At 52.4% G+C, this 22,091-nt stretch carries 17 protein-coding genes and 1 pseudogene; 8 read left to right on the forward strand and 10 right to left on the reverse strand.

Annotated elements, in window-relative coordinates; genetic code table 11:
• Positions 1-180: 180 nt before the first annotated feature.
• Positions 181-687 (reverse strand): hypothetical protein, encoded by a 507-nt coding sequence (locus ACTOXK_RS01880; RefSeq protein WP_482278328.1) that lies wholly within the window; start codon positions 685-687, stop codon positions 181-183.
• A 294-nt stretch (positions 688-981) separates the two neighbouring features.
• On the opposite strand from ACTOXK_RS01880, the gene ACTOXK_RS01885 reads away from it, so the two are divergent.
• Together ACTOXK_RS01885 and ACTOXK_RS01890 are read left to right on the forward strand one after the other, a co-directional pair.
• Entirely contained in the window at positions 982-2,994 is a 2,013-nt protein-coding gene (locus tag ACTOXK_RS01885) for a hypothetical protein (RefSeq protein WP_482278329.1), read from the forward strand.
• Positions 2,995-3,170: 176 nt separating this feature from the next.
• Positions 3,171-3,560, forward strand: coding sequence for a (deoxy)nucleoside triphosphate pyrophosphohydrolase (locus tag ACTOXK_RS01890; protein ID WP_482278330.1), 390 nt, complete (start codon positions 3,171-3,173; stop codon positions 3,558-3,560).
• A gap of 15 nt (positions 3,561-3,575) precedes the next feature.
• On the opposite strand, the gene ACTOXK_RS01895 is transcribed toward ACTOXK_RS01890, so the two are convergent.
• Entirely contained in the window at positions 3,576-6,491 is a 2,916-nt protein-coding gene (locus ACTOXK_RS01895) for a DEAD/DEAH box helicase (protein ID WP_482278331.1), read from the reverse strand.
• Positions 6,492-6,679: 188 nt separating this feature from the next.
• Between ACTOXK_RS01895 and ACTOXK_RS01900 the strand changes: the two genes are divergently transcribed.
• Positions 6,680-7,759, forward strand: a complete 1,080-nt coding sequence (locus ACTOXK_RS01900) for a DNA-methyltransferase (RefSeq protein WP_482278332.1) — start codon at positions 6,680-6,682, stop codon at positions 7,757-7,759.
• Here the strand turns inward: ACTOXK_RS01900 and ACTOXK_RS01905 are convergent.
• The 4 genes from ACTOXK_RS01905 to ACTOXK_RS01920 form a co-directional block, all read right to left on the reverse strand.
• Positions 7,745-9,085, reverse strand: coding sequence for a 5-methylcytosine restriction system specificity protein McrC (locus ACTOXK_RS01905; protein ID WP_482278333.1), 1,341 nt, complete (start codon positions 9,083-9,085; stop codon positions 7,745-7,747). The genes ACTOXK_RS01900 and ACTOXK_RS01905 overlap by 15 nt on opposite strands.
• A 7-nt stretch (positions 9,086-9,092) precedes the next feature.
• Positions 9,093-10,331, reverse strand: coding sequence for an McrB family protein (locus ACTOXK_RS01910; RefSeq protein WP_482278334.1), 1,239 nt, complete (start codon positions 10,329-10,331; stop codon positions 9,093-9,095).
• Positions 10,312-10,629: a hypothetical protein gene (locus tag ACTOXK_RS01915; RefSeq protein ID WP_482279238.1), complete on the reverse strand. Its 318-nt coding sequence runs from the start codon at positions 10,627-10,629 to the stop codon at positions 10,312-10,314. Before ACTOXK_RS01915 ends, ACTOXK_RS01910 begins: the two co-directional genes overlap by 20 nt.
• A gap of 1,113 nt (positions 10,630-11,742) precedes the next feature.
• Positions 11,743-12,447: a TetR/AcrR family transcriptional regulator gene (locus ACTOXK_RS01920; protein WP_482279237.1), complete on the reverse strand. Its 705-nt coding sequence runs from the start codon at positions 12,445-12,447 to the stop codon at positions 11,743-11,745.
• A gap of 183 nt (positions 12,448-12,630) precedes the next feature.
• Between ACTOXK_RS01920 and ACTOXK_RS01925 the strand changes: the two genes are divergently transcribed.
• From ACTOXK_RS01925 to ACTOXK_RS01935, 3 genes and pseudogenes are all read left to right on the forward strand, one after another.
• Entirely contained in the window at positions 12,631-13,593 is a 963-nt protein-coding gene (locus tag ACTOXK_RS01925) for a DUF5692 family protein (RefSeq protein WP_482278337.1), read from the forward strand.
• 308 nt (positions 13,594-13,901) lie between these two features.
• A pseudogene (locus tag ACTOXK_RS01930) lies at positions 13,902-14,162 on the forward strand (peptide-methionine (S)-S-oxide reductase); the annotation flags it as partial.
• Between the two features lie 53 nt (positions 14,163-14,215).
• Entirely contained in the window at positions 14,216-14,371 is a 156-nt protein-coding gene (locus tag ACTOXK_RS01935; RefSeq protein ID WP_482278344.1) for a hypothetical protein, read from the forward strand.
• A 436-nt stretch (positions 14,372-14,807) separates the two neighbouring features.
• Here ACTOXK_RS01935 and ACTOXK_RS01940 read toward each other — a convergent pair whose 3' ends face one another.
• Entirely contained in the window at positions 14,808-16,109 is a 1,302-nt protein-coding gene (locus ACTOXK_RS01940) for an HNH endonuclease signature motif containing protein (RefSeq protein WP_482278343.1), read from the reverse strand.
• Positions 16,110-16,227: 118 nt separating this feature from the next.
• Here ACTOXK_RS01940 and ACTOXK_RS01945 point away from each other — a divergent pair, with 118 nt between their 5' ends.
• Positions 16,228-17,235, forward strand: coding sequence for a hypothetical protein (locus ACTOXK_RS01945; protein ID WP_482278338.1), 1,008 nt, complete (start codon positions 16,228-16,230; stop codon positions 17,233-17,235).
• 13 nt (positions 17,236-17,248) lie between these two features.
• The gene (locus ACTOXK_RS01950; RefSeq protein ID WP_482278339.1) at positions 17,249-17,836 is read left to right on the forward strand and encodes an HNH endonuclease; all 588 of its coding nucleotides are present in this window, start codon (positions 17,249-17,251) and stop codon (positions 17,834-17,836) included.
• Between the two features lie 131 nt (positions 17,837-17,967).
• On the opposite strand, the gene ACTOXK_RS01955 is transcribed toward ACTOXK_RS01950, so the two are convergent.
• The 3 genes from ACTOXK_RS01955 to ACTOXK_RS01965 all read right to left on the reverse strand — a co-directional run bounded on the left by ACTOXK_RS01955 (position 17,968) and on the right by ACTOXK_RS01965 (position 22,012).
• On the reverse strand, positions 17,968-19,401 hold the full coding sequence (locus ACTOXK_RS01955; RefSeq protein WP_482279236.1) for a hypothetical protein: 1,434 nt from the start codon (positions 19,399-19,401) through the stop codon (positions 17,968-17,970).
• A 53-nt stretch (positions 19,402-19,454) separates the two neighbouring features.
• Entirely contained in the window at positions 19,455-21,059 is a 1,605-nt protein-coding gene (gene guaA / locus ACTOXK_RS01960) for a glutamine-hydrolyzing GMP synthase (protein ID WP_482277886.1), read from the reverse strand.
• A 110-nt stretch (positions 21,060-21,169) separates the two neighbouring features.
• Complete coding sequence (locus tag ACTOXK_RS01965) at positions 21,170-22,012, reverse strand: tyrosine-protein phosphatase (RefSeq protein WP_482277887.1); 843 nt, start codon at positions 22,010-22,012, stop codon at positions 21,170-21,172.
• Between the last annotated feature and the right edge of the window lie 79 nt (positions 22,013-22,091).

A 22,091-nucleotide genomic window follows, 5' to 3' on the forward strand; every position in this document is an offset into this window, starting at 1 on the left:
CGCCCGAAGCTTTCGATCTGCGGCGGAAATGGGTGGAAGCCAGATCTTCCGGCAAGGCGCCAACGCTCAAACCGCACGGCACTGCCGACAACGAACTACCCGACAACTCCAACGCGAAACCGCAACGTTCCAAAGTATCCTTTGCGGGGAAAGCCACAGATCCGGAAAACAGGCGAGCCCTTACAGCTCGACCGAGAAGACCTCCGTCTGGTTGACCAGGTCCAACTCAAGCTGCAGCGCGGCGATCTCATCCGCGACGGCGCGGTAGTCCGCCTCCGCCCGGGCAACGTCGTAGTTCGCGTAGCGGTACTCGATGGGCCCGTTGCCGCTGCCGAAGTACCGATTGCCCAGCCGCTCCTGGGGCTGGCGCGAAGCGAGCGAGTTCAGGCGATCCTTGCGCCCCGACAGCTGCGCGAGCAGGATAAGCGCCTCGTCGATGGTGATGCCCCGCTCGGGCAGAACCGTCTGCATGTTAAACCGGTGCAGGGCATGGCGAATGGCCCGCGCCTGCCCGTCGATCTGCGCGACCTTCTCACGCACGGCCCCGTAGTCGTAAGCAGGAGGCTCGGCCGCCTCCCCCTCGGCGAGCACATAGGTACTCACCTCCTGCTCGCTCCGCAGGAGCCGATCCTTCTCGTCCTGCAGCCTCCGCAGGTACTTGTTAGCACTAGCCGATGTGAATTCCACGCAACCACCTCTTCCACGCGCCGACCATTCGATGGCCTCCACCATACCAGGCGACAGCAGCCGCATTCAACAGTCCCACTAGTCCGATTTGAGATTGATACTTTTTGCTCCGCTATCACACCCCTAGCCCATCTCAGCACAATACACGCCGCAGACTCCGCGCAAAGGCCACATTCCGAAAGAAGAGAGCAGTCGTTGCATTCGAAGTCCAGTTACCTTGAATGGGGTTAACGTATTTCATTCTTTGTGTAATTCTGATAAAAAGAACGCGTACCCGCAATTAGATGGGCTGAGATGAGAGATTACGACGAGAACCGAGTACGATATTTTGGGCGCAACGATTTGGCTGCAGGCCACTATCGAGATAGGTGCCTGGAACTTTTACGAGACAGCGAGAAGAGGCAGATCGAGTCGATCAACGATGCCATAGAGGCGCATCAATGCAGGCTTACTGTTGAGGGGATCCCAGAGATTTTCGAAGAAGAGGATTCCATCAACACAAGCCAAGCCTCCCGACAGTTCTTCGCACATGCATGCGCATATGTCAGCAAAGCTCTTTCATATGACAGCATTGCGTCCATGTACGAGCAGATCGAACTTCAGTACCACGAACCATTTTGGCAACTAATGGGCGTGTGCGGTGCTCACAAAATGATTAGCTCGGCCGATTTCGCGGAACTGCTGGAGACTCATCCCGAATGCATTGTTTCCGCTCTGGAAAGAAAGAAGTTCGTAAATCAATTTGACAGCGAGATCGCCGACGCAATGCGAAGAAATCCGATTCTTTCCGCAGAAACGATAATCAACCGTCTTGCATCCGACTCAACCCACAACACGAAATTATTTCTACCCTCACAACTTCATAATGAGGATATCAACTCAATAATGTTGAGCTATATCAACGACGAGAAAGCCAATCCAAACTATCTATGGGTGCTACGCAACTGGCCATCCGGAATGGTAAACAGATATACGCCCTCAGCAGAAATTCGTGTTGGAGCAAAGCGTAAACACGAAGAGTCCGTTCAAGCTATGTTTAAAAATGGGACAGGATTACGCTATGGCGCAGGAGTTAACATCAACATGTCGCAAATCGCCTGCAAGGGAATGGCCCGCGAAGATCTCGTGGTCATCCACTCTTTCAGCGGACCTTGGCTAAAGAAGTTCACGGATCCCGCAACGATTATGAATAATCTAATTTACATCTTCGATTACTTAGATCCAAGCGGCCTAATGACTATGCCAGCACGCAAGCATGAAGCACGCGGCATCATGGGACTTCTTGGCCTGCACGCAATCGGAGAATACCGTTCGTTTATGGATTCTCATATACGCGATAGTCTCGCTTTAATCGAAACGGCGGCTTACTCGGAATTCCTAGAGAGCAATGATGCCCGATTAGAAACCGCGCTAGAATGGGTTTACAACGAATATTTCGCAGATGAGTTCGACATCAAAGGTTTTTCTCTTGCACTGCCTACAAAGGAAACAACCTGGCTAGACAAATGCAAAGCTATTGGTCCTGAGGTCGAGCGAGCGGTAAAGGCTTACTCTATTTACGCCAAGCGCGGAGAAATCGACAACGACTATTTTCCGTTCGAGAGCATGAAGACTTTTTCATCGATACCAGCACTAATAAAGCCTAAATACGTCATTGCCGGATCCGGTTTTGAACAGTGGGGCTTTACCCTCTTTTCAGACCAATGCATGCTGTCGTACCTAGCCGATTCAAACGAGAGCGAGTCCTGCTTTTACGATGCCATGCTGCGACACAACATCACCCAAAACGATTACCCTGAATATCTCCACTCTAGCATTGGCCAACTGGAAGACAATGGCTTTATTGCCAAAGAAGCAGAAGGGTTCAAACCATCCTTGGCCGCCGTTTGCCTTAAATGCGTCTGGGATAACGACGCCTTGGTTTTACGATTTTTGGAAAATGCCGAGCTAAAACTTGTGCAAGAACTGGTGGATCGCGATATTCTCGCATATTGCGACACCTTATTCACGCCAACAGAGGCCGCGTATCTTGACTACATGTTCAACGACGCCTCCTTCCCAAACTCTCTAGCCCTCAGAAACCGATACGATCATGCGCACGCCGCAATCACTGACCCCAACGCAGAGGAAATCAGAACCGACTACTATCGCATGCTGAGCTTGCTCATCTGTATTACCCTCAAAATTAATGAGGAGCTTATGATCGCAACAAAGAAGGGCGGATTGGAAAATCTCGTCGATTGGCCCTTCTACGACGAAAGCGTCTTCCATCTTGCTAAGGAGCTAGCAGACGAGAGCAGGCATTGACGCTTTTACCAGCAATCAGCAAAGGCAGATGCAGGAAGGATCACTTGAGCCTTGCCCGTCCTGAAAACCGAAGTCCAGCAATGCTCACTTTTCGAGCAAATTTCTCGCGCTCCAAAACGATTTGCCTCGATATGATAAGTTGACATCAAACGAAACAAACCCTAGGAAGTCACACCATGAAAACCATTCACGTAGTAGCAGCCATCATCGAACGAGAAGGACGCGTTCTGGCGACGCAGCGAGGCTACGGCGAGTTCGAAGGTGGCTGGGAGTTTCCCGGCGGCAAGGTCGAACCGGGCGAAACGGAGGAGCAAGCGCTTATCCGGGAAATCCACGAAGAGCTTAACGCCGAAATCATCGTAAACCGACACCTTTGCACAGTGGATTACGACTACGAGGCATTCCGTCTTCACATGGGCTGCTATCTTTGCGCCCTTGCGGAGGACCACATCGATCTCCTCGAGCACGCCCAGGCCCGATGGCTCGATCGCGAGACCATCGATTCCGTTGCCTGGCTTCCGGCAGATATCTCCGTGGTGGATGCCCTGAAGGAGGAAGTGCTCTAGCCGTTGAGGCTGCCGTTAATCGTCAAGCCGACTGGTCAAGAACTCGTATATATCTCCCTTGACAGGGTTTTCCAATTCATAGGCAATCTCCACCGCACTGGTAACTCCATCAGCCATGGTTATTTCTTTGAACTCGCCCGTAGGATGAACCTCACCCAGGAAGTAGAATTCCGTGCCGTCGTCCTTGTCTTTGAGGTTCTTGCGCACAAACAGATAGCAGCGAACTCCGTTAAGGCGTGCATTCCCCAGCATTTGAATTTCCGGAGACGTAAGAGAGCGCTTGCTCTTGGAAATAGCAATGATTCGATTATCCGAGAGGAAGCGATCTTCATATTGGGTGGTGATGCTAATGTCGGGATCCTTCTCATAGTTGATGAAGACCGGGAAGGTGTTGGTGTCCTTGTCGTGGAAATATCCGCCGACATTCTGGAAGTTTGGCTGTTTCTTCCATCTCAGCAGTCGGCACACTTCTTCGCGCGTGTACTTTCGGTTGAGCACAAGATCGGTGTCCTTGTAAGTGTTGGCATAATCCCGCGTGTTCCTCGCAAGCGCAAACTCCACCAAATCCAAAACCGCATCGCGGAACCGATCGTCCATCAGCAAGGCCACAAACTCAGAAGAGGCCACAAACCTCCCTCCCTCATCTACCGCAACAGCCGGACCATCCTTTGAATACTCGCCCGTTAAAACACGAGAAGCCGAGCGAAGTGCCTCCTCCTTTACGCCACGAGCGTAAAGACCTTCTTTCTCGATCGTTATGTCGCCCTCGGCAAAGCTTCGAATGATCTCGAGGTCCACCGCACGCTTTCCGTTGCCCAGCTTCGTGGAAATCGCCTTTAGCATAGCGAGCTCTTTTTCGCCGAAATGAGTCGTGCAGTCCTTGTCGTATTGCTGTAGGAATGCAGGATATGAGCCATATTTCCGAATAATCAGCAATGGGTCCATGGCCTCGTTCGCATCGAAATCAACAAGCCTTGGCGTCCTTCCCAACACCTGTTTCAAATGCTCGAACTCGCTCCGAATGAGCTTTGCCTCCGCAAACCTGCCTTCTTCCAAAGCACGAAAGATTCGTTTCTCGGAAATGCTGTCGAAAGAAATGGTGGAGCAACCCGGAATAGCGGCGCTCCCCTCCTTCACCACGCGGCGAAGATTGTCCTTGTTGTAGGTTCGGTCTCCAGAGAGCGCCATGGGAATGAGAAAGTTCTGCTGGTAGTTACCGATGAAGTCAAGAACGAGGGTAAATTCCTTCGAGTCGTATTTACGCAGACCGCGCCCCAACTGTTGCATGAACACCACGGTCGATTCCGTGCGCCGCAGCATAATAATCTGGTTCAGAGAAGGAATATCGATTCCTTCGTTCAAGATGTCTACCGAGAAAATGTATTGCAGCTCCCCACGCTCAAGACGCTCGATTGCCTTGTCGCGCTCCCAGTCAGGCGTTTCGCCCGAAATCGCAACCGTGCGATAACCCCGTTCGTTGAAAAGATGCGACAACGTCCGCGCCTCGTCGTTCCGGGAGCAGAAGACAAGCCCCCTTCGATCCTCTTTGTTGACGGAATATTCCTCGATCTTTTCAGTGACATGCCGGACGCGTTCCTCCGACGTCAGCTGGCCGAACAAGACGAAGTCGTCCGTCTCCTCATCATCTATGGCCAGGTCGGCGATACCGAAATAGTGGAACGGCACAAGCATGTTTTCCTTCAGAGCATCTTGGAGGGTGATTCGATAGGCAATGACGTGATTGAACAGGCGATAGACATCGTATCCGTCGGTACGCGTCGGAGTCGCCGTCATACCCAAGAAGAATCTGGGCTGAAAGTACTCAAGAATGTCGCGATAGCTGCGCGCTCCCGTTCGGTGGGCCTCATCGATCACAATGTAATCGTACTCGCGAGGATCAAATTCTTGCCGATACTTAGAAAGAGCCCCAACCATTGCGAACCCGCACGTTTTGGACCGGAAAGCCGGATCTTCCCCGTAAATGCCATACGTGAAACTATCCCCCAGAACACGCCGATAGCTCTCGGCGGAGGCCTTCAAGATCCGCTTACGGTGCGCCACAAAGAGAACCTTGGCAGGCTTGGTCTGGCGAACATCGAGTGCGGAAAGGTAAGTCTTTCCCGTACCTGTTGCAGATACGAGCAGCGCGCGAGGCTCGCCCAATTTATGCTGAACCTTCAAGGCCTCAAGAGCTCTCTCCTGCATGGCGTTCGGCACGATTTCGTACGGCGCACAGGAAGCGGCACCCGGCTTATTCGTCTTTGCGGCGAAGGCCTTAAGCCGCTTTGCGTGCTTTGCCGCATCGGAAGAACCCTCTTCGAGATAGCGCTTGTAGCCCCGAATCCACTCCTGGTTAAGCTCGATCGACTTCTCGTCTTTCCAAAGGCGCTCGAACTCGGCCCTCGCAGAAGCGAGCATTTCCCCGCCTTCGAACGACCGAAAGAGAACGTTCCACTCCTTGTTGCAGGTGAGAGCTGTCTGCGTCAGATTCGAACTTCCGATAATGAACGTCGAGAGCGTTTCGCGATTGAAGAAATATCCTTTCGCGTGCAAGTCCCCTTGGTAGACGCGAACATCTATAGCCGGGAACTCCAACAGTTTCGACAGCGCTTCCGGATCATTGAAGTTCAGGTAGGTGGAAGTCAGAATGCGCCCCGTCGCCCCTCGCTTTTCCAGAAGTTTCAAGGCCTCAACAAGAACCTGAATACCACCGGCGGTTACAAAAGCAACCGAGAAATCAAACGATGTGCAATCCGCGAGCTCGTTCTTAATTATCGAGAGCACATCAGTCGCACTCTCTTTGTCGTTCATAACGATTTTGGGGGCGTACCGATCATCAGAGGGCTTCTCGGACCCGATAAAGCTAGCCCGCAGCGTATCTTCAAAGGCAACGACACTGTATTCGAATCGAGAATCATCAGATAGACGCATGAGGCTCCTTGTTAGATGAATCAGGCTAGCAACAGCTCATTTTACAGCTCATGACAACTCGACACCATCGCACGCTACCCCATCAACCCCAAACGGATTAACGCACCAACCGCGGAACCCACCCAAATACATCTCGACGATCTGAATGAAAGCACGTATAATGAACTTTCGAACCTGAGAGGAACCAAATGTTCAAGTCACTGAATGATGTGGTTTTTGACCATGGAGCAAAAGCCGATCTCTATATCGCTTCAGCTGATAGCATACCTGCAAGCAACAACTCAGTCGACCTTATTGTTACATCGCCGCCCTATTGGAATAAACGGGATTACGGTGTCGCAGGACAGATAGGAAACGAGGCAACACCCGAGTTGTACATCGAAGCAATGTTAAAGTGTCTTCGCGAATGGCGTCGAGTCTTAAAACCAGCAGGATCGCTCTTCATAAACATTGGCGATAGTTACTATAAAAAAACCCTACTTAACATACCCGGCATGTTTGAAAACGCCGCCAAAAACGAGGGCTGGACTTGCAGAAATCGCATCATTTGGTCCAAGCCAACCGGAATGCCCGAACCAGCCAAAGACCGATTGGCGAACAGATACGAATATATTATTCATCTCACGCCACAGTCCAGTAATTATTATTATGACACGCGTGGGTATTGTGACTATTTAGGCGTAGATGCAACTCCCGGCGATGTCTGGACATTTGCGCCTGATCGTTCAATGTCTTCGCATCTTGCACCATTTCCAAAAGAGCTTGTTAAACGAGCCATTCTTCTCGCTTGCCCCTACGCCATATGCTCAAAGTGCGGCACTCCCGTTACTCGTGTCGAAAAACGTACGGCACAGTTAAACCTCGAGCGCCCGCAAGCAAAACGCGCCCTCGCATTGGCGAAAGAAAAGGGGCTCACCCAGGCCCATATTGAAGCCATCCAATCCTTCGGCATTTCCGACGTCGGCAAGGCAACTCGATTCCAAAATGGCACAGGAAGAAACTCTGACCATGTAACGAAACTAGCCCTAGAAGCAAAAGAGGCATTAGGCGGGTACTTCCGTGAGTTTACCTTCGCTAAACGCACAACAGTGGGCTGGCAGGGGTGTGAGCACGAAAGCATGACCCGAGGGGTCGTACTAGATCCGTTTGCGGGAACCGGAACTACTTTAAGTGTTGCGCTGGAAATGGGTCGAAATGCCATCGGTACCGACCTAAAGCCGATTCTCAACGATAGCCTCAGGCAAAGAGTAACCCTATATAATCAGTGAGCGAATGGCGCTAGCAATCTTTTCTTCTTCGATAGATAAGTTTTCTGATCCTAAGTTGATCTGGTAGCATAAAACTGATATTTCGCCAACATTTCCAGAATAATACAAGCCAGCTTCTTGGCTTGTTAAGCAAGGATGTATCGAAAGGGCGATCTTCTTGCCGAAACGCTCGGCATAGGTAACAACTTGCTCGACATCTTCTCTCTTGGCGGCTATTGAATTTTGCAAAGGCTTATATTTTACATCCGCGACCAACTTAAGCGTCGCATTTCGAAAAATCAGAATGTCAGGACACGCAGAGTGCTTTTTATTGGTACCAAAAGCATTGCGGGCGACCTCATAGCCATTTTCAAGAAGACCGTTGTATCTATCCTCAAACAACGGGACAGAATTTACTGCATCATTTCCCGATACAACGCGAAACCCCACAAGGGAATCTTGCAGAATTCGCAAAATATATCTCTCAAATACTTCGCTCATATCTACAAATAGTGGCTCCATCAGCAAGGCCCCATCTCTTGACAGCAGATCAATGCCGTCATCAACCAGCAACACCTTAGAGAGAGGAATAGCCTGCGCATAATCATCTCGACTCGACGGAAGCGGAATCTCCCGCATCGCAATAGCAAGTTGGTGGACAGAACTAATAACAGCGACATCAGACATGCAACGAGAGATCCGATCTGCTTTTGCGCGAAGTCCAGACTCATAGCGACTATTTTCCGCAATTTGAAAAAGTGCAGTCCTAATCAGTCTATTTATATTAATATCTATACTCTTTTTAAATGAATTACTTACTACTTGATAGCCAATTCCTCTCGAAATATAGCGCTTCATCGTTTGAGAAAAATCAATGTTCCCTGCAATAGAACCATTGCTACTTTCTTCTCTAACGTACTCATGGAGTAACCCAACTCCGACTATCGAGTCAGCCAAACGGACAAGCGACAAAGCAAACTGTTTCCTCAGCTCCATGGCGGTATCGTCGGTCGAGACATAGCTGCGTAGCTCATTAATATCTTTAGAAACAATGCCTCCGTAGCGCTTGGCCATTTGATCTATGTTAGCAATCGGTACTTTCGGGTTCACCCATAAAGACACTTCCGGAGCAAGAGGAACAAGACCGATGTGCTTTGATGGCCGCAGAAAATTGACAAGACCATCCTGACTATCTTTTTTGGGACGACATTGAATCTGAATGAGACCGCTTGCAATTACATCTGGATAGATCGAAAGTCGATACGGATAACCTTTTTCTTCCGACAGATAGTCTTCTATTTCTTGTATAGATATTTGGTCATATTCTGAAACGTTAAACAATGGCATAATTGATTTATTGAAGGGAATCCAGCAGCTCTTCAAAATTCTTCATAAGTTTATCGCATTCAATCGCATCGAAGCGAAAAACCTTCTTTAAATGCGGCCTCACCTGGTACAGCCACACTCTGCTCAATGTCGAATAATCTTTCACTGACCAAAAGAATGCGTGGCCCAACTCGGGAAGAGATCTACTAGAACATGCCGCATTGCAACGATTGAACCACTCCACAATTTTCCCAGCCACAGCATCATCCATCCCGGATGCAATTAAACGCCCTCTGAGAAGCTCTGCACGAGGATTCATTTCAATGATGCCGAATCGGCGCCCAAACGCTAAATCAACTTCATCTGCACCTCTATCCACGGGATTCATCGTAGCAACAATATAGACGTTTTCAGGTATAACAACCTCTTCGCCACTTGGAAGTAAAAAGGGTAGCCCCCTCTTACTTCTCTCTATATACGTAAGGGCCTCACCAAATATGCGCTGAGAGTCTCCTCGACTAAGCTCATCTATGACAATGCAATATGAATGTGCTTTGTCAGACAGCGCCTTCTTGCATAGCTGAAGAAATATTCCGTCCGCCTTCGCGAAGCCACCCGTCGTCGTGTCAGGCCTGTACCCCTCCATGAAATCTTCGAATTGGTATGAAGCGTGGAACTGCACAAATGCCATTCGGCCATCATCGCCATCGGCAATAAATTCGGCCACCAATCGAGCATAGTAGGATTTCGACGTTCCGGGGGCACCAGACAAAATAACGCCTAAGTAATCTTCTAATACTTGCAGTATCTCCTTGATGTTTTCGTCAAGATCTGCATTCTTGGTAGCTTCTGGCAAAATGGCTTCGGAACTGTCTGACGGAACGCCTAAGCCACCCTCGATTCTCTCTAAGCCTAACTGCACCGCAGTTAGCCGTCGGTAGTCGTAAGACACGACATCTAGAACTTCGACCTGATCAGTACTGCCCTCATCAAGATCGTCCACGCGATCAAGTGGCCATTTTTCTCCAGGAGTCGAGAAGTCAAAAATACTCGAGTAAAACTCCAAGTCGTCAAGCGCGAAATAGCGACTGAGTAATTCTACTAATTCCCTATCTGTAATATACTCCGACGGAGAAACAAGCAAGCAATTACGAAAAAGAAAAGCAGCCAAAGCCCATGCTGGGATAAGGTGGCCGCCAATCAACTTAGAAGAAATCTCGGTGACTGACGGCAAACGCAGCTTCCCTTCAGATGTGTAAAACAGCACCTTTTTTTTCGTCACGCAAAGAGCTGGGTGCAAAACTGCCAGCTAAATTGGGGTTCATCCAATAGTTCTCGCCTCTCGACGCAAACGGACGATAGTAAGGCGAAGAACCGCCCGGAACATCGAGCCATTTCGATATAATTTGTTGATACGCTGAGGCCAAACACTCACTTAAATCGTCGTGCTCAGTCGACAGCTTAAGAAGCGATAGATAAAACACCGATTGTTCATGCGCTTTTGATTCCTGAAGCCTCTTTATAGCAACTTCGACGGTGGGAACGCTTAACGTAGCTTTCATCATGATTCCTCAATCAAGTCCCGCTCTATCATCTTGCATGCTAAACCATGAAGCCAAGCAGCTTGGTTCAAACAATTCATCGGAAAAGTATTCAATACTACATCATCATTTAAATATCAGAATAACGTAGTGGTTATGCCCAATCAAGCCTTTCACCAACTAAATTTGCCTCTATCATGTATCAGAGCGTAGAAGTTGATTCGCAAGCCGATCCGTACATTTGCTTTTCTTAAGACCCGGCTTTACACGTGCGACTGAGTTCGAAGCGTTTCTCCTGGCAGAGACGCCGATTGGGGCGTCGCGCGAGCGGAAGGAGACTCCGACGCCTGAGAGAAGACAGGGGCCCGACGGGAGCTCGATAAGAGCCGGGCCATGGGAAGACGCCAGTTCAGTGTTGCCGACGAGGTCAAGTACAGCCACACCCACATGCGGGCGTCCGGGGGAGGGGCGAGGTCGACCCGGCACCCGGGGACGGCTGCACCAGCCTCCGCAGCTGACGCACATGTGTAACAAGCGTCGCTACCGCCACTCGATGCCATTCCGCTGCGAGCGCTCCGCGACTCACGCGCAGCCTGTTGCCAGCGCCGATGACCCGCGCCCGCTCGTCCGAGTTCAAGGCCGTAACGGAACGATACCATTTTCGATATTGTCTCGCCATAAGACCTGAACTTGCTGCCTTCTTCTTCACGAACTGAAGGGGTACAGAGAGGTGGCCGTTCGACCAATGCAAATGGTGCGACAGGGCCGCATCCCGCAACCTGCCATTTGCCGATAGTAAAACCTTCTGAGCTGTGCGCAGCGCATACAACAAAACCGAGTGGACAACCGACTCACTTGATCGCTTCAGGAGGACGACGCATGCAGGCAATTTACTTTGCCGGCGGGTACCTGCGGGGCGTGCAGGAGTTCGCAAGACGCTGGTCGGCATCATCGCTACCGAGACGGGAGGAGCGAATGGGGCCACCCTCAGCCTCGAGGAGCAACGCGACGAATATACCGAGCGCACGAAGACAAAGTTCAACGAGAGCCGTGAACTCCGGACCGAGCTTATAAGCTACTTCTTCAAGATCATCGGACCTGCAGCGTGTGCAGACCAGGGTAACTACTCCCACATTCTCAGCAAGCCCGCGAGAAAGCACCTTCCAGAAGCGGTAGCTCACCCCTTCCCGTCTCAATCGGAGCCATGTCGAGGCGCAGGGTCTGCTCGATCACCTTCATGAGTACGTTGTCTTCTATCTGAGGGTTCATCTTCACGAGACCTACTAGGCCGAATATCGCAACGCAGAACATCTCGTGCACCAGCTCGATCTCGATTCGGTGGTAGGCCGCGTACTCCTTCGCGATGTGATTCGCCAAGCAGTCCGCTGTCTCGCGTGTGGCGCGCACGTCGAAGGCATCCCGCACGCCCAGCTCCTCCAACACGACTATCATCGGGCGCGGACGGCCCGCTCCGTCGTAGAGCGAGTATCGGAACGTCTGGATGCACTTTCTCAGCGACCCGGGCGTGTCGCCGAAAATCCGCGCCTCGTTCCACACGATCACACTTTCCACGAGGTCTTCCACGTAGTCGTCGATGACCGCCTCAATGAGGCCGTTGCGATTCGCGAAGTGGTAGTAGACGAGCTCGCGAGTGACGTTCGCCTCCCGCGCGATGGCCGCAATGGAGGTCGCCCGCACCCCTCGCGTCTCGAAGAGCTTGCGCGCCGTGGCCACAATCACGCCCGGCGTGTCAGTCAGGCGCCGCGATTCCCTCAGATCGCGACGGCCCTTCCGCACGCAGCTGGCCGCCTGCAGCGGCGTCATCTTCCCATAATCGCGCATCCTCGCACCCCCTGGAACGTTCCATCCTCCCCTGCAAAATGTCCTTCACAAATCATAGCCTTTTGTGAAATATTGCGATACGAGCATTTGCTAGACTGCAAACAAATCAGTCAGCGCAAAGGCGCGCCGCAAGCTGCATTCCCGCTCGCAAAAAGCGGGTTCATGCCGTCGAAAGGAGACCCCGTGGGCATCCTCTACCAGGCAGCCGACCCCATCTACTGGGTCATCTGGCTCTTCGTCCTCTTCGCCTTGATGGCCTTCAACGAACTGGGCCGCGTCAAGCTGTGGTGCGGGCTGGTCCTGTTCGCCCTCGTGCCGATTGCGCTCACTTTGTTCGTGTGGCCCGAAACCGCCGCGCCCGGCAACGAGTACGGCACGGGCACCTGGTTCAACTGGGTGAAGACCTATTCCGCGCTGGCCGGATGCCTCGGGTTCATCGCCCTGCGCTTCGTGAAATGGCGCGGCGCGGACGGCAGGATCCACTACTTGTACGAGAAGCGGTGGGCGCTGTGCTTCCCGCCGCTCATCCTGGCAATCAACATCGCCGAGGCGGTCATCCGCGACTTCCAAGTGTTCGGCTTCGCGCTGTGGGAGGGCGGCGTCGTCGAAAACCTCTGGACCATTTCGGGCCCGTGGAACATCATGAACGGCATCGCGGGCATCCTGAACATCCTCACGATCTGCGGCTGGTTCGGCATCTTCATCTCGAAGGACCCGTCGAAGGACATGATCTGGCCGGATATGATCTGGGCCTGGGTCATCGCCTACGATCTTTGGAACTTCGCCTACACCTACAACTGCATCTCGGACCACTCCGCCTATTGCGGCCTGGCACTGCTTTTGGCATGCACCATCCCGACGTTCTTCATCAAGCGCGGCGCATGGCTGCAGCACCGTGCCCAGACGCTGGCGCTCTGGATCATGTTCGTGATGACGGTGCCCCAGTTCGCAGACGTGCTAGCCCCCATCCCGACCACACACAACCCCACGGCGTTCTTCGTGGTGAGCCTGCTCGCCCTGGCATCGAACGTGGCGCTGGCGGCCTACCAGTTCTATCGCATCCGCAAGCTGAAGCTCAACCCGCTGAAGGACCAGATCTACGCCGACACGAAGACCTACCAGCGCATCGTGGAAGAGAACCGGTAGGAGGAGGCGGAGGCACTCAAGCCGTCGCGTTCCCCAAGGGCACGACCCACGCCATCTCGCATGGTGTCGGGTCGTGCCCTTCGCAATTCTCTCTGGAAGATGCGTTCCAGGCACCACGTAGGGCAATCCTGGAAAACGGCTATCGGTCAGCAGGAGAAGCAGGACACTTTACCGTCGTCGCAAGCTTCACCGACGGTCTAACGATACTTTACGGCGATAGCTAGTCGTTAGAGAGCGAGCGGTGGAGCTAACGACGCATTCCTGTCGTTAGCAAGCTGATGCGCTCGTGCATTTCAGGAGGACAGCACATGCAGACGATTTACTTTGCCGGCAGGTGCCCGTGGGACGCGCAAGCGTTCGTCAAGATGATGCTCGGTCTCATCACCACCGAAGCCGGACGAGTGAGCGAGGCCGGCGAGAACCTCGAGGACGCCAAGTGCGTCAAGACGACGTTCGACGAGCGCCGCGTGACCGTGACCGAGCTGATGGGCTACTTCTTCGAGATCACCGACCCCGAAAGCGTAAACAGACAGGGCGCTGACACTGGCGAGAAGTATCGCACTGGCGTCTACAGCGAGAATCCCCCCCCCGCCTGCGAGAGGCGGAGGCCTACATCCGGGCGATGCCCAACCGCAACAGGATCCGCGTCAAGGTGCTGCGGCTTGTCCGCTACATCCCGAGTGCCGAGAAGCACCCAGACCACCTGGACAAGTTCCCCAACGACTACTGCCACATCCCCAGGGCGCTCATGACTAAGTACCTCCTGGAAGTGGATTAGATCTCATTTCATCAAATTGTTGCGGCATGCACGACATGGACGCGCTAGTCTTTGATTTAATTGTATGCCAACATTTCATCGATGATCCAATTAGCCCGTTGGGCGACATATCGGACGCCGACCGTGGTACGTTCAGACCTTCCGCGACTTCCGAACACATCGTGTCCCAGCATTCGTTGATAACAACACGCGCAGCCCATGGCTACATCTTCCTATACGCGAACAGCCTTTCACGAGTTGACCGCAGAAGCGCGGAGCCCGCAGAACGATGTCGCGCGACAATTTGAAGATCCACTGGGTCATGCGGCTCTTTGGCTGTTGGGTTCACTTGCGTATTTGCCAATAGCTAAACCGACATTTGGGAATACGGGTGAATGTCAGCCTCTAAGAAGCCCTGATCTCTTCAACATTTTCAGAAACACTTTAATCGCCTTTGCTATACGCACAATCTGCGAAGCTGATTTGGCAGCTCCTCAAGAGCTATTCGAAAGCAGCCTGCCAAACTTGCATTGTTTAGCCATGTTTGGCCAAAGTGAAATGTTGCAGCAGTCGCCGCCTCGTTAGCAAGAAGCTCCAACTCGGCAATCGCCGCATCGAGCTCTAGTGAAGCCCCTTCTCTGCAAAGTATTTCCTCGACTTCAGCTCGAATATCTTTATTGTAAATGCGTTCGTATTCATTCATTGCCGCATTGATCCAGAAGTCATCCGGCCACTTTTTTCTATACGACTTAATCCAATCAAGCATGATGTTCTTGTCCTGCAGGTTCGGGCCCTCCGCATGGCAACGTGCGCACAGCAATACAAGATTTGACTCCTCAAATCCGCCGCCAAGAGCATCGGGAACGATATGACAGCGCTGAATATCTTGCCTGCTTCCACATCGCCAGCAACAGTTCGCTGCATGTTCAGGCAAAATGTTCAACTCAATAAACCAGGCTGAATTTCTCCAGTAATTTACAATATCCTCATTCCGAACTCGTGCTATTTTAGACCGTCTGCTTTTAGGAATCGCACTTCTATGTCTTGTGATCTTTTCTCCCAAATCTCGTATCTCTGAAATCGTCATCAGAACGCCATCGATACCGGAAGGATCTATGTGTTCACCGATAAATAGCAATCTTTTCTCATCAGATACTTCCGAAGCATCCTGATGGTAGATCGAAAAATGCTCCTTTTTCCTTTTAAGAAAACGGCCCAGCTCCTCCTCAGCAAAATACAACTGCTCGACAATTGACAGATGCTGACTGGCAGATCGCTGAGCATAATAATCCAACCTCCAATTGGAATCCCTACTAGCCCAAGGTCTTTCGCTAACAGTTATAGCTAAATTGGGATCCTCGATTTGCCACGGCTGAGTGAATACGGAACCAAATGCATAGATCTTGTCTATACGAAGCGGAAAGGTTTCATTTGCGTTGTATTCCCTCGCTCGCTGCATAATCGAAAAAAGTAGATTAGCAAACTCTTCTCCTGACAACGGCTTACCGAACCGAGCGGCTACAAGCGAGGTATATCCTTTTGGGGTGCACAGCCAAAAGATTCTTTCGCTTTCTATCTCTACATTCAAGTAGTCTGCCTCAGCAAGAGAAACAAGCCAACTTTCCGCAGTAATCTCGCTAATTGATAGCATGCGTGCTATTTCTTCCGTAGATCGTGGATAATCACGACACATCTCGCAGATCTTTTTTGCAAGCTTAGGATTAATTCCGCAAATCAGTCTTCGACCATTCAGCACCATGCTCACATCGTACCCCTCTCTACTCGATTTATCATATGGAGGCGAATCCATCCACTAATTTGCACGTTCATTAAGCCATGATATATTGACTTACCAACTACTCAACACAGAGGTTTAAATGGATGCACACACATTAAAGCTCTTTCAAAGAAAGGCAATTAAATCAAAAAGAGAAGTTCTAGAGGCACTGAGTGATTACTCACTTCGCCTCATGCATGACGAAGAGCACTCTTCGGATGCTATTTTCTATAGACCAGCGCTAATCGAGCTGATCAACCACTTCACGAAGAAAGTCTGCAACTGCGACTTGGCATATTTGGAAAAACCTTTTGCATCCTACGAAATAGTTATTACGAATATTGATATCAATCTCAACTCCGTAGAGTATACAAAGATCTCCCTTGATGAAAGCGACGAGATCGAATCAGCGGAGTCGTCAACATATGAGCCAATTATATGTATAAACGCACGCCTTCTTTCAATAGAAGAATTCGCTCAACGGTTTTCAATTGACACCAAGGTAGCTATCAACTGGATAAAGCATCGAAAGATCAAGTGCGCCGAGAAAAGACCATCCGGCTGGCATGTTATGGAAACTCAGGGATTCCCTTCCGAAGAGTCTCAAAGCGGTAGCTATTTCTTCATTGGAGAAAACGGAGATTTGAGCTCGGTCTCTTCTCTACGCGAAGGCACGCAAACCTTTACTGCTTTTCAAGATGAAAGGCAGGACGGTCTGCTCGACTTCATGTCTTTTGACTCAAATGGCCGACTTATCGAACATGGGCAGATAAGCAGCGAAGAGTTAAACACCTTGGAGGATGCCCTGATTCGCTCTCAAGATGTTCTTTTCGAAAACACATTCGTTGAAGTCATCGATGAAAAGGTGATTCCAGGCTTCGATCAAAACCCATTTCTCATCGTTAAAGAAGAGGATATCTTAAATTTTGTTGCTGAGCTGGATCTTCCGGAAGAAACAAAGAGTGTTCTAAAAACAATAGCGCGAGACAATTGCGGAGAAAATCTTTTCATTGAAACTCTCGAGAAATTGTCTTTGAAAAATAATTTCTTACTATTTATCAATGAATCTATAGTCAAATACGCAGATAGCTGTTTGCACACAAACTAAGGGGCTTTCTATCATGTCATCGAATCAAAACAAGACTCCAATCAGCCAGATCGTCGACTATTGGGCTCCACGAATTGACGAGTGCGATCTTAGCGTCGACTGGTCAGAAGCCGAGGAGTACTGCTGGAACTGCGGGACCCCTAAGGATCTGACGCGATGCCACATTGTCGCTCGCTCTCTTGGAGGCCAAGATATTCCCAGCAATTACGTCCTGCTATGCCGAAAATGCCATGAAGAAGCCCCTAACGTTGACGATCCACGCATTATGTGGGACTGGCTTATCGCGCACAAGGCGACTTTCTATAAAACGTATTTTATAGAAGAGGGCTGGCGCGAATATGAATTCATTTATAAGCGCTCGGTTGACGAAGAGCTTAGCCACATCGCAGAGCAGAGCCCCCTGCAAGACCTGGACAGGTTTCAGGAAATTCTCAAAGCCGCCATATCAAGGTCCACCACCCACTGGGGTCAGTACACTCCCAATAAAGCAACAATCGCCGGAACCGTTCGTATGGCTCTCCTGCAATACGCAGATGAGTGTGGGGTGAGGCTGCCCGAGGCACGAGCAAGAATGCTCACCCCTAAAGAGTATTTGACATGACCCCGAGAAACTGAAACACGGCAAACCCTCAGCTGCTCACGCTAACTTTTCGCCATTCACCTCATGAGGAAAAATATACGATTTTGAGCGTTACAGCATGAAAGGCGAGAGCAATGTGCGATGCCTATTCATCACTTGTAAGTATCATCGACGCGAAAATCCATAAACCAATGAGGAAGTGCTATCTGGTCCTCCTCGTCGACAAATTGCGCTAACAATGCACTCTCAGAGTCAGTCGCAGGTGGCGTTAGCCCCTCATACCTTTGAGACGGAGAAGACCCTTCGCAAGCTCCTACACCAAAAGTAAATCCCGTCCCATTGCTCATCCAACAAATATACGCTCTCCCATCGCTTGAAACGTAAGATCCACTAATGCAGCCTCTGGGAGTAAAAACGTCCACAAATGCCCCCTGCATATTTGCGGCGTAGGCGTGGTCTTCCCTCCATCTTCGATCCTGAATACTCGCAACACTTCGAAGACTGGTTTTTATCTCTTCAAGATTCTCCCAGTCGAGCCAAATTCCATCCTCATCAAAACCCCTTTTGCCCAAACCGGACTCCATGCGCTTCAGCTTCGCATTCTCTTTCGCTGCAGTTTCGGCGAGAATCCTTTTGTAGTTTTTTATATATTGGTTCCGCTCTTTCCAGCTACCGCACTTTGTGTAATTCGTTATCTCAGATCCATTGAAGTGTTTTACGGCCACAAGGGAGGGAAACAGTAGGCCGTAAAGATACGCCCTAGTAAGAAACCTCATTCCTTTTGAGCATATCTTTATGCGAATACCCAATGTTTCGTAAACAGCATAATATCCTAACGCGACGATCGCCGGCACCATGAGGATCGGATAATAGAGTGCCATGCCGAGAGCCTCGATTTCGACACCCCAGTCTATCGCGTTCCAAGTATGCGCTATCCCCCATGAAGCCGCCACTATAATTCCCAGTCCGATAACGGTAAGAAGGCAGCTAGAGAACTTTGCAACATTCTCCCCTGCGGGTTCGTACTTGCCGACAACTTGGAGAACGGTGAAAGCGCAGATGACAAATTGCAACCCAACTTCAACAGGAAGAGAGAAACTCTCTATCCCTATATAAAAAGCGACAATTGCGCCAAATCCAATTTCGGGTATGACAAACTGCCGATATATCGATACAACCGAATTCGCCTTCACCGCTATCGCCAAAGACGGCAGCCCAATGAAAGATATTTCCAATATGGTGTCTAATAAAATCTTTGATGACCAAATTCCGATGCGATATGCACCTAGGAAGATCATCACCGAATACAGAACCAGCAGCAAACCTGGAATAAGTATCTTGGGCGACAGCGCTGCAACAATAACATCCCACAAACCTCTTGTAGTTTTAACAGCACCTATCTTAACGGTCGCAAACAATAGAATGCCCAGGAGCAGAATTACTGTCGCGATCTCACGATTGGTCACCTGCGACAACACTGTTTGGAAAAACCATGCCAACCCATTGCAAGCGTCGCCCAACAATGGCAAAACGACATCTACAACCTTTTCAATATAGGGTTGCAAATCTTGAAAAGTCCCGTCCACAGACTGATTATCTTCTTTCTTGACCCCTCGTTCTCACAACGATACGTCCAGGCCTATTCCCACTCGATAGTCGCGGGGGGCTTGCTGGTGATATCGTAGACCACTCGGTTCACGCCGGGAACCTCGGCTACGATGCGACCCGAAATGCGGGCCAGGACGTCGTAGGGGAGGCGCGCCCAGTCGGCGGTCATGGCATCGCTGCTCTCTACGGCTCGCAGAATCACCGGTCTTGCGTAGGTGCGTTCGTCGCCCATGACGCCGACGCTCTTGATGTCGGGCAGCACGGCGAAGTACTGCCACACGGCGTGCTCGCTGTTACGCTCGCCCGTCTCGGCGTACAGGCGCTCGTTGTAAGCGTCCAGCTCCTCGCGCACGATGGCATCGGCGTTCTTCAAAATCGTCAGCTTCTCCGCATCCACATCGCCGATGATACGGATGGCCAGGCCCGGGCCCGGGAAGGGCTGGCGATGCACGATGTAATCGGGCAGGCCCAGCGCCGTGCCGAGCGCGCGCACCTCGTCCTTGAAGAAGTGGTCCAAGGGCTCGATCAGGTCGAAATGCACGCCCTCGGGGAACGGGATAAGGTTGTGGTGGCTCTTGATGGTGCTCGCCTTCCCGCCGGTCTTGCGGGCGCCGCTCTCGATGATATCCGGGTAAATGGTGCCCTGGGCCAGGTACTTCACCGGACGCCCGTCCTGGGCCAGGTCCTCCGCCACAGCGAAGAACTCCTTCCAGAACTGGGTGCCGATGATGCGGCGCTTCTCCTCCGGATCGGTCACGCCGGCCAGCAGCTCCAGGTAGCGCTCCTCGGCGTGCACGTGGATGAAGTCCACGTCGAACTGCTTCGTGAACACCTCTTCCACTTCCTCGGGCTCGCCCTTGCGCAGCAGCCCGTGGTTCACGAACACGCAGGTCAGCTGCTTGCCGATGGCGCGAGCGCACAGGGCCGCCACCACCGACGAGTCCACGCCGCCCGAAAGGCCCAGGATCACGCGGTCCTCCCCTACCTCGGCACGGATGGCCTCCACGGAGTCCTCGATGATGGAGTCCATGGTCCAATCCGGCTCAAGCGCGCATACGCCGAACAGGAAGTTCCGCAACATGGTCTGGCCGAACTCGGTGTGGCGCACCTCCGGGTGGAACTGCGTGGCGTACAGGCTGCGCTCGGGGTACTCCATGGACGCCACGGGGCACACCTCGGTGCGCGACGTGACGGTGAAGCCCTCGGGCACGCGGCTCACGGCGTCGCGGTGGCTCATCCACACGGTCTGCTCGCCGGGCGTGCCCTCGAACAGCGCCGACTCGCTCGCCCGCGTGATGAGCGCCGGCCCGTACTCGCCCTTCTCGGTGTGGCCCACTTCGCCGCCCAAAGCCACAGCCATGGCCTGCTGACCGTAGCAGAAGCCGAGCACGGGAATGCCAAGGGCCAGAATCTCGGGGTCGATGGAGGGGGCATCTTCCGCGTACACCGACGCGGGACCGCCGGACAGAATGATGGCCGCCGGCGCCAGGGCGCGCACCTCGTCGGCCGTGATGTCGCAGGGCACGATCTCGGAATACACATGCAGATCGCGCACCCGGCGGGCGATGAGCTGCCCGTACTGGGCGCCGAAATCGACGACGATAACCAACTGGTTCGGGGTTGCGGTCTCAGCCACGGTGCCTCCTTGGTCGCAAAATGTTCGAGGGCGATTTTACACCTCGCCGCCCGCCCCTCTATTTCCAGTAGGGGAAATATCAACAAACTGCGGAATGGGGGCGGGGAAGATCAGTGCAGGTACTTCTCGCGCAGGGCCGCTTGCTTCTCGGGGCCGAAATCGAGGGCTTTGGTCAGGTAGCCGTCGAAGGAACCGTAGCGCTTGTCCACGGCGGCCATGGCGGCATCGTAGTAGTCGGGATAGGCGTAGAAGAACGAATCGATATCGGCGTCGATCCCACGCAGCATGGGCAGCTTCTCAGCCAAGGCGTCCAGCAGCCCCTCGGCGCGGGTGCGGGCGAACAGGTTCGTAGCCAGGTAATCGGCCCGCGTGTCGGCCTCAGACACACCGAGGGCCCGCTCCACGATGACCGCCGCCAGGCCCGCGCGGTCCTTGCCCTCGGTGCAATGCCACAGCACCGCGCCGCCGTCGGATTCCAGCAGCACGTTGAGGAAGCCGCGATAGGCCGCCACCCCGGCGTCGCCCAGCAGGATCTTCGGGTACATAGCCCGCACCATCTCGTGGGCCTTCGCCGTCAGGCCCTCCAAGAGCTTCACGTCGGCCGCCAGACCGCCGCCATGGGTAATGCCCAGAGTCTCGCCGCTAAGGGCCGGGAACTCATAGAACACGACCCCTTCCAGCAGCGCCTGGGGATCGGGCTCCTTGTCGCGCTCCACCTCGGTGCGGAAATCCACGACGCTTTCCAGATGATAGTCGTCCAGCAGTCGCACGATGTCGTTCTCGGTCGCCTTATGGAGCGCCCCGGAGCGCAGCAGCAGCGCCGGCTTCACCGTGCGCCCATCGGCCGCGGGCAGGCCGCCCAGGTCGCGCGTATTGTGCAGTCCCTCAAAGGGAATGTGACCGAAATCGGGAAACGCGGGGATTGCCTCAGGTATCGTCAGGGTGCTGGCCATGGGGAAACCGCCTCTCGCCATTGCGGGGATTGTTGCCCCCATGGTAGGCGACCGCAGCCCCGAGCGCGGCAGGCATCCC

The organism is Adlercreutzia sp. (assembly GCF_056795635.1).

Excerpts from the sequence above, each read along its gene's own strand:
- ACTOXK_RS01935 (WP_482278344.1), top strand. The coding sequence starts at position 14,216 with ATGCCCAACCGCAACAGGATCCGCGTCAAGGTGCTGCGGCTTGTCCGC.
- ACTOXK_RS01890 (WP_482278330.1), top strand. The coding sequence starts at position 3,171 with ATGAAAACCATTCACGTAGTAGCAGCCATCATCGAACGAGAAGGACGC.
- ACTOXK_RS01945 (WP_482278338.1), top strand. The coding sequence starts at position 16,228 with ATGGATGCACACACATTAAAGCTCTTTCAAAGAAAGGCAATTAAATCA.
- ACTOXK_RS01965 (WP_482277887.1), bottom strand. The coding sequence starts at position 22,012 with ATGGCCAGCACCCTGACGATACCTGAGGCAATCCCCGCGTTTCCCGAT.
- ACTOXK_RS01905 (WP_482278333.1), bottom strand. The coding sequence starts at position 9,085 with ATGCCATTGTTTAACGTTTCAGAATATGACCAAATATCTATACAAGAA.
- ACTOXK_RS01940 (WP_482278343.1), bottom strand. The coding sequence starts at position 16,109 with ATGGTGCTGAATGGTCGAAGACTGATTTGCGGAATTAATCCTAAGCTT.
- ACTOXK_RS01920 (WP_482279237.1), bottom strand. The coding sequence starts at position 12,447 with ATGCGCGATTATGGGAAGATGACGCCGCTGCAGGCGGCCAGCTGCGTG.
- ACTOXK_RS01950 (WP_482278339.1), top strand. The coding sequence starts at position 17,249 with ATGTCATCGAATCAAAACAAGACTCCAATCAGCCAGATCGTCGACTAT.
- ACTOXK_RS01900 (WP_482278332.1), top strand. The coding sequence starts at position 6,680 with ATGTTCAAGTCACTGAATGATGTGGTTTTTGACCATGGAGCAAAAGCC.
- ACTOXK_RS01915 (WP_482279238.1), bottom strand. The coding sequence starts at position 10,629 with ATGATGAAAGCTACGTTAAGCGTTCCCACCGTCGAAGTTGCTATAAAG.
- ACTOXK_RS01895 (WP_482278331.1), bottom strand. The coding sequence starts at position 6,491 with ATGCGTCTATCTGATGATTCTCGATTCGAATACAGTGTCGTTGCCTTT.
- ACTOXK_RS01885 (WP_482278329.1), top strand. The coding sequence starts at position 982 with ATGAGAGATTACGACGAGAACCGAGTACGATATTTTGGGCGCAACGAT.